The sequence below is a fragment of the Mycobacterium sp. genome, assembly GCF_049278535.1.
Classification (GTDB): domain Bacteria; phylum Actinomycetota; class Actinomycetes; order Mycobacteriales; family Mycobacteriaceae; genus Mycobacterium.
Genome location: NZ_JBAPMI010000140.1, coordinates 1 through 14442 on the forward strand (window position 1 = coordinate 1; position 14442 = coordinate 14442).

At 64.4% G+C, this 14442-nt stretch carries 11 protein-coding genes, 1 tRNA gene and 2 pseudogenes; 9 read left to right on the top strand and 5 right to left on the bottom strand.

What is annotated here, in order from left to right:
- Positions 1–40: 40 nt before the first annotated feature.
- Together WAO18_RS09000 and WAO18_RS09005 are read right to left on the bottom strand one after the other, a co-directional pair.
- Complete coding sequence (locus WAO18_RS09000; protein ID WP_422205677.1) at positions 41–847, bottom strand: L,D-transpeptidase; 807 nt, start codon at positions 845–847, stop codon at positions 41–43.
- A gap of 166 nt (positions 848–1013) precedes the next feature.
- Positions 1014–1190, bottom strand: a complete 177-nt coding sequence (locus WAO18_RS09005; RefSeq protein ID WP_422205679.1) for a hypothetical protein — start codon at positions 1188–1190, stop codon at positions 1014–1016.
- Between the two features lie 196 nt (positions 1191–1386).
- Between WAO18_RS09005 and WAO18_RS09010 the strand changes: the two genes are divergently transcribed.
- The 3 genes and pseudogenes from WAO18_RS09010 to WAO18_RS09020 form a co-directional block, all read left to right on the top strand.
- Positions 1387–1785, top strand: a complete 399-nt coding sequence (locus tag WAO18_RS09010; RefSeq protein ID WP_422205681.1) for a Zn-ribbon domain-containing OB-fold protein — start codon at positions 1387–1389, stop codon at positions 1783–1785.
- A gap of 28 nt (positions 1786–1813) precedes the next feature.
- Complete coding sequence (locus WAO18_RS09015; protein ID WP_422205683.1) at positions 1814–3025, top strand: thiolase family protein; 1212 nt, start codon at positions 1814–1816, stop codon at positions 3023–3025.
- 86 nt (positions 3026–3111) lie between these two features.
- Positions 3112–3319: pseudogene (locus WAO18_RS09020) on the top strand (TetR family transcriptional regulator); the annotation flags it as partial.
- An 88-nt stretch (positions 3320–3407) separates the two neighbouring features.
- Here WAO18_RS09020 and WAO18_RS09025 read toward each other — a convergent pair.
- Positions 3408–4211 carry a mycofactocin-coupled SDR family oxidoreductase gene (locus WAO18_RS09025; protein WP_422205685.1) on the bottom strand — a complete coding sequence of 268 codons (804 nt, stop codon included), beginning with the start codon at positions 4209–4211 and terminating at the stop codon, positions 3408–3410.
- A gap of 227 nt (positions 4212–4438) precedes the next feature.
- Here WAO18_RS09025 and WAO18_RS09030 point away from each other — a divergent pair, with 227 nt between their 5' ends.
- The 3 genes and pseudogenes from WAO18_RS09030 (at position 4439) to WAO18_RS09040 (ending at position 9712) form a co-directional block, all read left to right on the top strand.
- Positions 4439–5494, top strand: a complete 1056-nt coding sequence (locus WAO18_RS09030; RefSeq protein WP_422205687.1) for an alpha/beta hydrolase fold domain-containing protein — start codon at positions 4439–4441, stop codon at positions 5492–5494.
- Between the two features lie 966 nt (positions 5495–6460).
- Positions 6461–7895, top strand: a pseudogene (locus tag WAO18_RS09035) (putative bifunctional diguanylate cyclase/phosphodiesterase).
- On the top strand, positions 7895–9712 hold the full coding sequence (locus WAO18_RS09040; protein ID WP_422205689.1) for an FAD-dependent oxidoreductase: 1818 nt from the start codon (positions 7895–7897) through the stop codon (positions 9710–9712). Before WAO18_RS09035 ends, WAO18_RS09040 begins: the two are co-directional and overlap by 1 nt.
- 172 nt (positions 9713–9884) lie before the next feature.
- On the opposite strand, the gene WAO18_RS09045 is transcribed toward WAO18_RS09040, so the two are convergent.
- Together WAO18_RS09045 and WAO18_RS09050 are read right to left on the bottom strand one after the other, a co-directional pair.
- A complete protein-coding gene (locus WAO18_RS09045; protein WP_422205691.1) occupies positions 9885–10193 on the bottom strand; it encodes a DUF732 domain-containing protein in 309 nt (102 codons plus the stop codon).
- A 180-nt stretch (positions 10194–10373) separates the two neighbouring features.
- Positions 10374–10447, bottom strand: a tRNA-Gly gene (locus tag WAO18_RS09050).
- 82 nt (positions 10448–10529) lie between these two features.
- Here WAO18_RS09050 and dcd point away from each other — a divergent pair.
- The 3 genes from dcd to WAO18_RS09065 all read left to right on the top strand — a co-directional run.
- Entirely contained in the window at positions 10530–11102 is a 573-nt protein-coding gene (gene dcd, locus WAO18_RS09055; RefSeq protein WP_422205693.1) for a dCTP deaminase, read from the top strand.
- 111 nt (positions 11103–11213) lie between these two features.
- Positions 11214–13130, top strand: coding sequence for a DUF7159 family protein (locus tag WAO18_RS09060; protein WP_422205695.1), 1917 nt, complete (start codon positions 11214–11216; stop codon positions 13128–13130).
- A gap of 246 nt (positions 13131–13376) precedes the next feature.
- A partial coding sequence (locus WAO18_RS09065; protein ID WP_422205697.1) for a DUF7159 family protein occupies positions 13377–14442 on the top strand: 1066 nt, incomplete at its 3' end.

The following is a 14442-nucleotide window of genomic DNA, read 5'->3' on the forward strand; positions in this document are numbered from 1 at the left end:
TTTGCGAACGTCGGGAATGCGGAGCCTGAACGCGACTCCGCTATTCCTTCACCACTATCGGGTCGCCGACGTTGACCGTCTTGAAATACCACTCGGCGTCAGCGGGGCTCAGGCTGATGCAGCCATGACTGACGTTTTCACGGCCGAGCGATTGCACCGCCCAGGGAGCCGAGTGCACAAACAGCCCGCGGCTGCTGAATCGAGTGGCGTAATCCACCGGCGTCTGGTAACCCTCGGGATCGGTGACCGGAACACCGACAGTGCTCGAATCCATAATCACAGTGCGCTCTTTGGACAGCACTGTGTAAACGCCCACAGGCGTCGGAAAGTGCGGCCGACCCATCGAGGCCGGCATGACACCCGGTTCGCCTAAGTGCGGTTGGTGGTGCGGGGCCGGTAATTCAGGCGACGGTCCACTGCGAACCCCGTCGACGCTCACGGTGAACGTGTGGTCTGAGACATCGGCGACACCCAATACTGCAGGGCCTGTTTTGAAATCCGTCGAAAGGCCGCCCACCGACAGCGCTATCGTGCTGTGTGCCGGCCAGTATCGGTCTGGAACCCATTGCAGGACATCACTGTCGAGCCATTCGTACTTGCCGGTCATCTTGGGTGTCGATACGACGTTAGCGGCCCGTTCGGCCGCGTGCCGGTTGACGACGGGCCCGCGGAAGGTGACCACCACAGGATGCGCTACACCTACAACCTGGCCCACCGATGGCCGAACCGAGCCGACCGCGACACTGTCTGACTGGTGTGACGCAGTCAGGCTGATGCCGCACGGCTCGGTGACAACCGACGTCGCGATGCCAACCACCACAACAACAGACCCCAAAACCGTCCGCATGCGCCAGTCCTTTTAGTAGACATCCTTGCAATAGCGATCATAGGGGTGTCCGGAATGTTGGAAGTTTAAGGGCGCGTTAGCGATTCGATAAAGCATCGGTCACGTTTCGGCTACGGCCTGGGGAAACCGGCCTGCCCGTTGAACACCGAGCGCTGCGGACGCCCGATTAACTCGAGGTAGTTTGGCCCGCCAAGGTTGCATCAACGGCCGCCGCATCGGAATGCGATGGGACGAAATGGCTGTAAAGCCCGGTTACCGGCAGCACGCGGTCGAGAAAGCCCGGCCGGTGGTCGAGACGCAAATGAACGCCCGATTGGCCGGTGCGGTGATGGCGCAGGAGCAAGCCGGAAACGGCTGCCGAGTCCAGAAACGTCAGGCCGCTGAAGTCGAGGTGCAGGTCGGTGAAATCGACCTGTCGCGAAAGTTACGCATATCGCTTGTCGCTGCAGAAGTCTCGCTTTGCTGCACCCGATCTTGATATTCCGGACCCGTGGCCGGCCGCACTCGCTACGGTCGACAGTACATACGACGGAGGTGTTATGACGGGTCAGATCCCATTGGTCGACTATTTGGTGCTCGATGACGGCGACCCACACCTCGTCGCGCAGGAATGCACAAACTGCGGCGCCCGTTTTTTCGATAGGCGCAACGCCTGCGCCAGTTGTTTCGCGTCCGAATTCAGGACTGTCGCGGTCGCGACCGAGGGCACGGTTCGCGCGTTCACGATCGTGACTTTTGCCGCGCCCGGCATTCCCACCCCGTTCGTCGCGTCCGTTGTCGATTGCGATGGCACCCAAGTCCGCGCCAATTTGGTCAACGTCGAACCCGATCCCGAACACGTCCGCGACGGGATGAAGGTGCGGTTGGCGACATATCCGATCGGCGCCGACACGGCAGGCACCGAAGCGATCGGCTTCGGTTTCGAGCCCGCGACCTGACGATCCACTTCACAAAGGAGTAGTCACCATGAGCGCCAGCGACGAAATCTGGATCCTCGGGATCCGGATGACCAAATTCGGCAAGCACCCCGACAAGGACACTGTTGACTTGGCGGCCGAGGCCGCCACCGGCGCACTCGCCGACGCGGGCGTGACAATGGCCGACATCGGCGTCATTGCCGCCGGAAATCTGATGGCCGCGAACGCGGGGATCGGCCAGCAATTGCAAAAGCAGATCGGCCAGACCGGCATCCCGGTGTACAACGTGGCCAATGCCTGCGCCACCGGCGCCACCGCACTTCGAACCGCGATCATGGCGGTGAAAGCCGGCGAGGTGAAGTACGGATTGGCCGTCGGGGTGGAAAAGCTTTCCGGAGCCGGACTACTCGGCGGTGCCGGCACCAAGAAAAAGGACGCTGAAGTCTGGACTCCGCGCGGCCGCTACGGAGCGGTTGCGCCCGTCGACGGGCGAATCGGCACCGAGGCCATGCCTGGTGTGTTTGCCCAAATCGGCACCGAATATGGCCATAAGTATGGCGGCACCAGCTTCGAGCTGTTCGCCAAGATCAGCGAGAAGAACCACGCTCATTCGACGCTGAATCCGCTTGCCGCTTATCAGAAGAAGTTCACCCTGGAGCAGATCATGAACGACGTCATGATCGCCTACCCGAACACCCGGCCGATGTGCTCGGCCAATTGCGACGGTGCGGCCGCCGCGGTCGTCTGCAACGGCGCGACATTGAAGTCGCTGGCGTTGCAGCAGCGCAAGCGTGCCGTGAAAGTCTCGGCGTCGATCTTGACCACCGACCCTTTCGAGGACGGCTGCCAAGTCTTGCCGAACGTGAACACGCTAACCCGCAACGCCGCCTCGACTGCCTACGAGCAGGCCGGTATCGGCCCGAGCGACCTCGACCTGGTCGAGTTGCACGATTGCTTCGCCACCGCCGAGTTGGTGCATTACGACAACCTAATGTTGTGCGAAAACGGTGGAGCCGCTGACTTTTTCAACACCGGCGCGACGTGGCGCGACGGCTCGACCCCGGTGAACGTCTCGGGCGGACTGGAGTCGAAAGGGCATCCCATCGCGGCCACCGGCATCGCGAACATCTGGGAGGTCTGTCATCACCTTCGCGGTGAAGCCGGTGACCGTCAGATCGAGAACGCCAAGGTCGGACTGGCTCACGTGATCGGCCTCGGGTCGGCGTGCGGCGTGCACATCCTGGAAAAATCAGCCGCTTAGTGGCGATCGCGAGGGCGGGGCGGTCGCAAGCGCGGCGGCGCGGTGCGCCGCGGGCCGCCACAGTAGGTCATAGCGGGGCGAAGCGGGTCGACGGCATCTGCAGCGAAGCCGGAATTTCGACCCGCACATTCTTCAACTACTTCCCGAAGAAAGAATCCCGCGATCGCCTACGGCCCCTCGGACATCCCCGCTGAGTTGGTCGAGGAATTCGTCGCCGCCGGACCAGCCTCCTATTCGATGGTTCTGGCAGAGCTGATAACCCTTGCGGCACAACACATCCGCGACGTACCACCGTAGCGCGAACAGGCTGAAGCGATGCTGGAACTTGCCCAAACGGTCCCCGCGGATTCGCCTGTAAACGCTTGACGCCCTTGGGCTTACGTCAGTGGATGCGAGCGCTGCCGCCGAGGCCGATCTCGAGGACGCTGCCGGTGATGACGCCGGGGTCGGTGACCAGATACAGCACGCCGCGGCTGACGTCCTCGGGTTGCAGCCACGGTTGAGGAATCGGATTGGCTTTCATCATCCGGCGCACCAGATCGTCGGGGATATCGTCACCGCCAGGGGGTTGCACCATCGGTGTCTGTGTGGTGGTCGGGCAGACGACGTTGACGGTCACGCCTTCTTTGGCGACCTCCAGGGCGACCGATTTCGCGAGCCCGATGACACCCCACTTCGTCGCGTTGTAGGCCGCCAGGTCAGGGATGCCCATCCGGCCGCCCATCGACGAGGTGACGACGATCCTGCCGAACTTCTGCCGGCGCATCACCGGGATGGCCGCCCGCAGGGTGTGGAACGCGCCGGTCAGATTGGTGTCGATGAGTTGCTGCCACACGCCGTCGCTCACCTCGTCCAGTGGCCCGGTGCTGACGATCCCGGCGTTGGCCACCACGATGTCGAGGCTGCCGAGGTCGGCGACCGTCTGCGTGACCGCGGCGTTGACTGCGGCCGCATCCCGCACGTCCAGGGTCAGGGGAACGCAACGCCGGCCTAACTCGTCGACCAGTTTTGCCGTCTCGCGTAAGTCGTCCTCGGTGCCCAGCGGGTAGGTCAGGTCCGCCATCGGGCCGGGAGCATCGGCGACCACGATGTCGGCTCCCTCGGCGGCCAACGCCAGCGCATGAGCGCGACCCTGCCCCCGGGCTCCGCCGGTGATCAAGGCAATGCGTCCATCCAAAGCACCCATAGCTGGTTAAGTTACCAGCCTCGCGGTGGCCTGTACGGAGGATGCTTTTACCGCGAAATCGATTGTGATGGGATTTATTTGGACGCTCATCTGCCGGGTCGGCGCGATATTTCCGTCGAATTGACAGCGGCTGCAGGCGCACTCAACCCGGGAAGAATGGATCAGTTGCAGTCACCGAATGGTGGCGGTGTGGTGGAGCAAATCTCTCGTCGAGGTAACGTCACCCCATGGCTGAAGGTCGTCTCGCAGATCCGGATTGTTCGATGGGAACCGACCATCGGTCGGACCCGCGAATGGTCGCGGCGTTGGCGCAATTCGGGCTCGACGCCAACATGCCCGTCGTGCCACTCACTATCGATGCGCCGCTGGAGGAACGCCTCGCGTATGCGGAGATGTGCGAGGCGGGCATTGGCGCTGTGCTCGATGCCTTCGCGTCCGGCGTTCCCGACGCGGCTGGCGTCACCACGACGACGACGACGATCACCGGTGAGGACGGCAACGACGTCACGCTGTACATCAGTCGCCCGGACGTCGAGGGTCCACTGCCAGCGGTGGTGCACCTGCACGGTGGCGGCATGGCGATCGCCAGCGCCGCCGACGTGATGTACTCGCGAATTCGGGAGTACCTGGCGGCTACCGGCCTCGTTGTCGTCGGTGTCGAATTCCGCAACTCCGGGGGAAAGCTTGGCCCGCATACGTTTCCGGCCGGATTGAATGACTGTGCGTCGGGCGTGCGATGGGTTGCGGCACATCGCGCCGAACTCGGCGTGAGCCATCTGATCGTCTCCGGCGAGTCGGGTGGGGGCAATCTCACTCTCACAGTGGGGCACAAGGCCAAGCGCGAAGCGTGGTTAGACGAGATCGCCGGGTTCTACGCACAGTGCCCGTACATCTCGAACCGGTGGCACGAGGTTCCCGACGAGTTGCCGTCACTGCGTGAGTGCGACGGCTATTTCATCAACCTCCAGCAGGCAGAGCTCCTCGGCTCGATCTACGACCCCGACGGTGCGCACTCCAACGACCCCACGTGTTTTGCCGGTGTCGCAACCGACGACGACCTGAGCGGTCTACCCCCGCATGTGATTTCGGTGAACGAGCTCGACCCGATGCGTGACGAAGGTCTGGACTACTACCGGCGTCTGCTGCGCGCGGGCGTGCCTGCCGTAGGTCGAGTGGTCGCGGGTACCTGCCACGGCGGTGACATGTTGCTGGCGGGCGCAATGCCCGACGTGTTCGCCGCCAGCGTGCGCGATCTCAGCGGCTTTGCGAAGGGTCTCGGCTAAAACCGGGCGAAAGCCACGCGGGCCCATATGTCGGCATACCAAAGCCGCGCCAATACAGGCTGGATCTGGCACTCTGCGAGGATCGATCGGCAATGTTGGGAGGTCGTGGGGGCCGTGAGCGTTCGTCGACGTCTGGCGCCATTGCTGGTGCTGCCGGTCGCCGTCGGCGTTGCGCTGGCGCTTGTGCTGATCTTCCGCTGGGGAGGCGAGGGCGCGGTCCGCACGGTCGACAGCCTGACCCTGGTGGCGTCGTCGGCCTATGCGACGGTATGTGCGGTACTGGCCGCTCGATCCGCCTATGGGGGCAGCCGCAGGGCCTGGACGATGCTGTCGGTCGCGCTCGCCGCCGGGACGTTCGGGAACGCAATTTGGGCGGTTCGCTTAATTATGCTGGGGCGCAATACCTTTCCGTCATCGCCGGGGCCTTTCTATGTCGCGTTCACTCTGCTGACGGCAGTGGCATTGACCTTCTTCCCCGCCGGGCCGATACGGGGGTCGCGGCTGCGCAGCGTCCTCGATGGCATTACGGCGACGCTGTGCATATTTCTGCTGATGTGGATAGGCGCGTTACACGGTGTGTACGACACCTACGTCGCGAATCGAGACGTAACCGTTACGAGGGTGCTCCTTCCGATCGGCGACCTGACGGTACTGACCACGGCGCTGCTGGTTACCGGGCGCGCCGAACCGCGATATCGACGCGAGCTGTGGTGGCTAACCGCGGCGATCGCGTTCTTGACGGTTACCGACACTGGTTATGGAAATCTCATCGCAAGCGGCCGATTTCATACGGGCAGCCTGCTCGATCTCGGCTGGTTTGTTGCGTCAATCGCTTTCGCCGTCGCCGCACAGATGAGCCTTCGCTCCCCGTCACAGCGTCGACCGGAATCCGTCTCATCGAATACGTCGATATGGCTGCCGTACGTTCCATTGTTGCTGGCCGGCACAGTCGGGCCGGCGATCATCATGTCGGGTCTTGAGTCGGTTGTCGTGCCGCTCGTCGTGGTCGCTGTGGTGGTCCGGCAGGTGGTGTCCGCCTCGGAGAACCGGCGACTACTGGCCGCCGCTGCCGACCAGGCGCTGCGGGACCCGTTGACCGGGCTGGCCAACCGCACGCTTTTTCATGACCGACTGACCCACGCGATGATGCTTCACCAGCGCGACGAGCGTTCGGTTGCTGTCGTATCGGTCGACATCGACGACTTCAAACTGGTCAACGACACTCTGGGCCACCCGGCTGCGGACACCATTCTGGTCGGTGTCGGCGAGCGCATCATTGCCTGCGTCCGGCCAGGCGACACCGTCGCACGGCTGGGTGGAGACGAGTTCGCCCTATTGCTCGAAGGGCGGGCGGACCACTCCTACCTGGTGGCCGGCCGCGTCCTTGAGGCCTTCGACCAGCCGTTCGTCATCGACGGAGAAAAGATGCTCCTGCGTCCCAGCGTCGGCATAGCGGTGGCGTCGTCGGACGAGCCGGATCTGGCGCCAGAGGCACTGATGAAGCGCGCCGACATGGCGATGTACGCCGCCAAGCGCTCGCGCTCGTCGGGCCTGCACTCATTCAGCCCGGACATGGCGCTGGCAGGGCCCGACGTGATGGACCTGGCGGGGCGCGCCACCGATCGTCCTGCCGGTGACGGGGCTGCGCAGATTCGTCTACTGGGTGAGTTGCGCCGGGCGATCGATCACGCCGAACTGGATCTGGTGTACCAACCGAAAATGAATCTGCGTTCTGGCCGGGTCGTCGGGCTGGAGGCTTTGTTGCGTTGGCCGCACCCACAGCTGGGTGTGTTGCGACCGGATGAATTCATGGCGCTCGTGCGCCAGCACGGACTGATGCGACAGGTGACCGAATTCGTGGTGGCCAGGGCTCTTGACGATGCGGCTTGTTGGGAGACGTCGGTGGTGGGTACGGCGGTCGCGGTGAATGTGTTTGCCCCGGACCTGAAGGATGCGGCATTGCCCGATGCGCTGTGCGCGGCGCTGCGGTCTTAGACCTTCGTTGCTGACTGTCGAGATTACCGAGGATCTGATCCTCAACGACATCGACCGGGTGACGGCGGTGCTGCACCGGTTGCGCGAACAAGGCATTCGCGTTGCGATCGACGACTTCGGCAGCGGCTTTTCGGCGCTGTCCTACCTACGCGATCTGCCCATCGACGAGGTCAAGCTGGACCGCCAGTTCATCTCGTCGATCACCGAAGATACGCGTGCCGCCGCGGTGGTGCGTGCGGTAATCGACCTCACCCACGAGCTGAACGTCACCGTGGTCGCTGAGGGCATCGAAGACGCCTGCACCGCCGACTGGCTGCGCGAGCACGGCTGCGACATCGGACAGGGCTACTACTTCGGCGCGCCCGTTGCCGCCTCGACGATCCCCCAGTTGATCGGCGCGCAATGATGACTCAACGGTTGGATGCGCACATCACGCAATCACCGGAGGCCCGCATTCAGTCGTGGCTCGCCGACTTCGAGTCTGCATTGGCGGCGCATGACATCGACCGTGTGGTGGCTAAGTTCGGCCCGGACAGCATCTGGCGCGATCTGGTCGCGTTCACGTGGAATGTCAAGACGGTCGAGGGCCGCGAAGGCATTGCCGACATGTTGCGCGCACGACTCGCCGACACCGACCCGTCCGGTTTCCGCACCCGGGAAACACCCACCGACGACGGCGACGGTGTGGCGTCGGCGTTTATCGAATTCGAAACTGCGGTCGGCCGAGGTGTCGGTCATCTGCGGCTCAAGGGCGATCTCGGTTGGACGCTGCTGACCGCGCTGGATGAACTGAAGGGTCACGAGGAGCCGATCGGTTCCCGCCGCGTACTCGGCGCTGTGCACGGCCCCGGTTCGGACAGCCGGTCGTGGGCGGAGGAGCGTGCGGAACAGGAAGTGTCGCTGGGCTATTCGCAGCAGCCCTATGTCCTGGTCGTTGGCGGCAGCCAAGGCGGAATCGCATTGGGTGCCCGGCTGCGCCAGCTCGGGGTTCCGGCCGTCGTGATCGACAAGCACGCACGCCCCGGCGACCATTGGCGCAAGCGGTATAAGACACTGTGCCTTCATGATCCGGTCTGGTATGACCACTTTCCGTATTTGCCGTTCCCGGCAAACTGGCCGGTGTTTTCGCCGAAGGACAAAATCGCCGACTGGCTGGAGTTCTACACCCGGGTGATGGAGATCCCATACTGGACGTCGACGACGTGCTTGTCGGCGTCATTCGATGCCCAAGCAGAGCAGTGGACGGTCGAGGTCGACCGTGACGGTGAACGGCTCACGCTGAGGCCTACCCAGCTGGTGCTCGCGACAGGAATGGCGGGCAAGCCCAACGTGCCGGAGTTGGCCGGCCGGAACGTCTTCCGCGGAGAGCAGCATCATTCGAGCCAGCATCCTGGGCCGGACGGCTATGCCGGTAAACGTGCCGTCGTGATCGGCTCCGGCACCTCCGCGCACGACATCTGTAAGGCCCTGTACGAGAACGGGGCTGACGTGACGATGGTGCAGCGCGCGTCCACCCTCGTCGTCACGTCGGAGGCGGTGTTGGAAATCGCGCTCGGCGCCCTGTACTCGGAGCAGGCGGCGGCCGCCGGCATCGGCACCGAGCAGGCTGACCTGACGGTCGCATCGCTGCCATACCGAATCATCGCGGACTTCCAGAAGCCGATCTCTGACGCAATGCGCCTGCGGGACAAGGACTTATACGACCGCTTGGAAACCGCCGGCTTCAGACTGGACTTCGGCGAGGACGACTCCGGCCAGTTCATGAAGTACCTGCGACGCGGCGGCGGCTTCTACATCGATGTTGGCGCCTCCGACCTGATCTGCGACGGCAGGATAAAGCTATGCCACGGCGGAATCGAGCGGCTGACCGAGGCGTCGGTGATTCTGGACGACGGCACCGAACTACCCGCCGATCTGGTTGTATACGCCACCGGCTTCAGATCGATGAACAGCTTTGTGGCAGACCTGATCGGCCAAGAGGTGGCCGACAGAGTCGGCAAGGTGTGGGGTCTCGGCTCGGGCACTGCGCAAGACCCGGGGCCGTGGGAAGGCGAGCTGCGCAACATGTGGAAGCCGACCCAGCAGAAGAATCTGTGGTTCCACGGCGGAAACCTGCACCAATCGCGGCACTACTCGCTTTTTCTTGCCCTGCAGCTCAAGGCCCGCTGTGAAGGAATCCCCACGCCCATTTACGGCTTACAACAGGTGCACCACAGCCGCTAGGTTCGGCTCGCGCGCAAGACCAGCGACTTGCATTTCGCGGAGTTCCCACTTTGCGAGATCAGGTCGACGATCGGCCGCAAGAGCCGGATCGGGCTGCCGGGCCGTTGCGCCAACGGCGGAGCTGTTGGTGAAATCCGTTGTCGCCAAACGCCCGGAGGGCAAGGTGACCCGCTCAGCAGTGGGCGGCCCAGCACCGCTGGTTGGGGCAATAGGTCGAATGCGCGATGTTCACCATGTTTCCGACGTCTCCCAGCGTGATGTTGTCCGGGTCCAAGTTGGCGTGAACCTGGTTGGCAATGTCTTGTGGCGCCCAACCCCACCCGAGGTCGTCGCAGATGAGGTAGGCCATCCCGATGAGTGCCTCCTCGTGGCCCGGCGGCCAAGTGAGGCCGGCGGCGCGCAGTTGAGCCAGGTATCCATCATTAATGGGATCGCCAGTCGCAATCGCAGCGCTAGTAAATAGCGCAGCGCCAGCGATCATGGGGATGGTAAGTCTTGCCAGCCAGCGAGTTGAGGGCATTTGATGCGCCTTCTTTCTTCTTGGCGTTAACGATGCCGTCAGTGTGCGGGCCCAATGCGGCACAAAGATGAAGAACAGCGAAAGCCTGGGGGATGCGGCCAAGGCCGGCCGGCGTTCGTCCGCGTATGCCTAGCTCAATCGTGGAGCCGATGACGGGAATCGAACCCGCGTATTCAGCTTGGGAAGCTGATGTTCTGCCATTGAACTACATCGGCGATGTTGCCTGGGAAGGCTAACACCCGCCCGTCGCATCGTTCATCAACATCGCAGTGTCATCGCAGCGGCTACGCTCGTCGCGTGCTGCTCTCCGATCGTGACCTCAGAGCCGAAATCGCCGCCGGGCGGTTGGGAATTGATCCATTCGACGACGCCCTGGTTCAGCCGTCCAGTGTCGACGTCCGCCTCGACAGTATGTTCCGGGTCTTCAACAACACCCGGTACACCCACATCGACCCCGCGCAGCAACAGGATGAGCTCACAACGCTGGTCGAACCGGAGGAGGGCGAACCGTTCGTTCTGCACCCCGGCGAGTTCGTGCTCGGCTCCACGCTGGAGACCTGCACGCTGCCGGAAGACTTGGCGGGGCGGCTGGAGGGCAAATCGTCGCTGGGACGCCTGGGTCTGCTGACGCATTCGACCGCCGGCTTCATCGACCCCGGCTTCAGCGGCCACATCACGCTGGAGCTCTCCAACGTCGCCAACCTGCCGATCACGCTCTGGCCGGGCATGAAGATCGGTCAGTTGTGCATCCTGCGGCTGACCAGCCCCGCCGACCATCCCTACGGCAGTGCTAGCGTCGGGTCGAAATACCAGGGCCAACGCGGACCGACGCCGTCGCGTTCGTATCTGAATTTCATAAGGTCCACTTAAGTTCACCTGCAGCACCGCACAGCTTGCTTAGCGACTATTCATATGTAGCGCCGGACGCGGTGTTCCCTCCGCCTAAAACCGTGGCGCGCTACGCATGGTTCTGGAGGCGCGGTGGACATCGTGCTCGGGGTGTCAATGGCACCCACATCGGTTCGAATGCTGCTGGTCGAAGGCGAAAACGCCGACGGCGTCACTGTTGAGGACAACACGTTCGACATCACCACCGACGACGACGCGGCAACGCTGAGCGCGGCCGACCAAGTGGTCTCGGCGATCCTGGGCACCCGGGAGGGCGCCACCGAGGCCGGTCACGCGCTGGCGTCAACCGGCGTCACCTGGACTGACCCCGTCGATGCCGCCGCTCTGCGCGAGGCGCTGTCCACTCGCAAGATCGAAAACGTCATGCTGGTGTCGGCCTTCATGGCTGCCGCCGCGCTGGCCCAGGCCGTGGGTAACACCGTCGGCGAGACGCACACTGCCTTACTGTTCCTCGAGCCCGAGACCGCGACGTTGGCCATCGTCGACTCCGCGGACGGCGCTATCACCGACGTCCACAAGGAACTGATTCCCGGCCACAGCGTCGCCGAGTTGGCCGGGATGCTGGCGGGTTTGGACGACCTGGAAACCCGGCCGCAGAGCGTGTTCATCGTCGGCACCGGCGTGGACGTCGCAGCGATCAAGCCGCAACTGGAGACGGTGACGGCGCTGCGGGTCACCGCGGCCGAAGAGCCGGAGACCGCGTTGGCGTGGGGTGCGGCGCTGGCATCGGCCAACGCACCGCTGTTCGCCTCGTCGACCGCGGCCTTGGCGTACGCGCAAGATCCCGGCACCGGAGCGATCGACCCCTACGCGGTGTCGCCGGGATACCTTGCGGCACGGGATGTTCCGTTAGGTACCAAGTTGGGTGAAGACGATCTGGCCTACAGCGCCGTTCCCGATGAGGAAGCCGAAGTCCACACTGTCGCCCAAGAGGTGCTCACCGAGGAGCATTTCGACAGCGAACCCGAGCGCAGACCCCTTGTCCTCGTCGGAAGCATTCTCGCGGTCGTCTTTGTGGCCGCTGCGCTGTCGCTGGAAGTTGCACTGGCACTGGGGATTCGGCCCAGCGTCGCACTGCTGCCCCGGCCGTTGCAGAACCTCATCATCCAGGCGCCAGCGCCGGCCCCGACGCCGGCAAGCGTTCAGGTACCAGAGGCCAACCACTTGATCGCGCCACCACCCGCGAATGCGCCGATTTCGGCTCCGCGGCCCGCGGCGCCTGCACCGGTGCTGGCCGCGCCGCCGATTCCTGCTGCGCCACCACCGGTTCCGGCCGCTCCGCCAGTGCCGGTCGCGGCTCCCGCACCGGTGTTTGTTCCGCTGCCGCTCCCGGTTCGGGCTCCCGCGCCGGTGCACATTGCTCCTTTGCCGATACCCATTCACGTCCCGACACCGCCCGTCAACCTGCCGCCGCCCGTCCACGTGCCGCCACCCGTTCATGTACCGCCCCCGGCGCACCTGCCGCCGCCGGTACAGCCGCCAGTCGGCATTCCGTGGCAGCCGCCGATTCACTTGCCAATCCCGTTGCCTCCCGTGCACGTGCCGACGGCGTCGGAACCGGGCCAGGCCACGGCGCCGGATCCGGCGAACCACATGCCGGGCTCGCCGGAGAGTCCGCACGGCCCGGACACGGGGGCTCCCGGCATGCATGGCCCGTCATTCGATCCGCCTGGCGGGTTCGGCGGCGGCAACCCCGGCCTCGGTGGTAACCCCGGTGGCTCCGGCGGCGGTAACCCCGGTGGGTTCGGCGGTGGCAACCCCGGTGGGTTCGGCGGTGACAGCCCCGGCTTCGGTGGTAACCCGGGTGGGCTTGGTGGCAACCCCGGTGGGTTTGGCGATGGGCCGGGTGGCGGCCACGGCTTCGGTGGCGGAGGCTTCGGCGGTGGTGGCTTCGGCGGTGGTGGCTTCGGCGGGGGCGGCGGCTTCGGCGGCGGTGGGCATAGCGGCGGCGGTGGTGGGCACAGCGGCGGCGGTGGCGGTCATCGCTAGGCCTTACGGCTCGAGCGCCGACACGGTAGAATTTCCCGCGAAGGGTCGGCCGGGGGGCATTGATCGACCAAATGCTCCTGGCCATCAACTTCGCAGAGCACAGCTAAGTCCGCGGTAGTAACGCCGCGCTCCGGAGCGGCGATAACTTCTGTGTTTGTCGCCCGCGATCGCGCGCCAATGTCAGTCGGCCGGCGGACGGCTAGCAAATAGCTGGGAGGATTTTTGGACACCGTACTCGGTGTATCGATGGCACCCACCGCGGTCCGCATCGTGCTGGTTGAGGGTGAGAACGCCGACGGGGTGACCGTCGATGAGGACAACTTCGCCGTCACCAACGATGAGGACCCGGCAACCTTCAGCGCGCCCAATCAGGTGGTCGCCGCAATTCTGGGCACCCGTGAAGGTGCCAGCGAGGCAGGCTATGACCTGCGGTCGACCGGCGTGACCTGGAGTAACCAGCGCGAGGCGGCCGAGCTGCGCGACGCCCTGGCCGCTCGCAAGGTCGAGAACGTGATGCTGGTGTCGGCTTTCTTGGCTGCCGCGGCGTTGGCTCAGTCGATGGGTAGCGCGACCGGATATGCACGCGCGGCGCTGCTGTACGTCGAACCTGATACCGCGACGTTGGCCCTGGTCGACACCACCGATGGCTCGATCACCGATGTGCAGCGCGAGGAACTCCCCGATGACGACGATCAGGCGGTTGCCACGCTGGTCAAGCTGGTAGCCGTCGCGGAGGGGCTCGCCGAGCAGCCGGATGGCGTGCTGGTGGTGGGCTCGGGAGTCGATATCCCGTTGATCAAGCCGGCGCTGGAAGAAGCTACGTCGCTACCGCTGAGCGTGCCCGAGCAGCCCGAGACGGCGCTGGCCCGGGGCGCGGCGCTGGCCTCGGCTAACGCCCCGCTGTTCGCCTCGTCGACCGACGCGCTGGCCTACGCCCAGGACCCGGGTACCGGCTCGGTGAGCCAGCATGCGCACTTGCCGGGGTATCTGGCAGTGGCTGAAGCGGTTCCCGGCGGCGAGCCTGGCGCCGACGCGTTGGCTTACAGCGCCGTCGCGGACGACTCGGCAGCGATTTACACCCAACTGGGCCCCGACCCCTATGTAGGCGCCGATGAGGACCAAGACTTCACCACCGGCATGTACCCGGACTTCGGTTTGCTGAGGGAGAACGAACACGTAAGTCGCACACCGTTTTTAGCGGCCATGAGCGTGTTGGTAATCTTTGTCGCCGGCGTGATGGCCCTAGTTATTTCGCTGGCTTTCAGCATCAGGCCGTCGGCGAGTTCGCGGCCCAGCCTCAGCCACAACGTGG

Coding starts and splice junctions, on each gene's coding strand:
- WAO18_RS09000 (WP_422205677.1), bottom strand. CDS start 847: ATGCGGACGGTTTTGGGGTCTGTTGTTGTGGTGGTTGGCATCGCGACG.
- WAO18_RS09010 (WP_422205681.1), top strand. CDS start 1,387: ATGACGGGTCAGATCCCATTGGTCGACTATTTGGTGCTCGATGACGGC.
- WAO18_RS09015 (WP_422205683.1), top strand. CDS start 1,814: ATGAGCGCCAGCGACGAAATCTGGATCCTCGGGATCCGGATGACCAAA.
- WAO18_RS09025 (WP_422205685.1), bottom strand. CDS start 4,211: ATGGGTGCTTTGGATGGACGCATTGCCTTGATCACCGGCGGAGCCCGG.
- WAO18_RS09030 (WP_422205687.1), top strand. CDS start 4,439: ATGGCTGAAGGTCGTCTCGCAGATCCGGATTGTTCGATGGGAACCGAC.
- WAO18_RS09040 (WP_422205689.1), top strand. CDS start 7,895: ATGACTCAACGGTTGGATGCGCACATCACGCAATCACCGGAGGCCCGC.
- WAO18_RS09045 (WP_422205691.1), bottom strand. CDS start 10,193: ATGATCGCTGGCGCTGCGCTATTTACTAGCGCTGCGATTGCGACTGGC.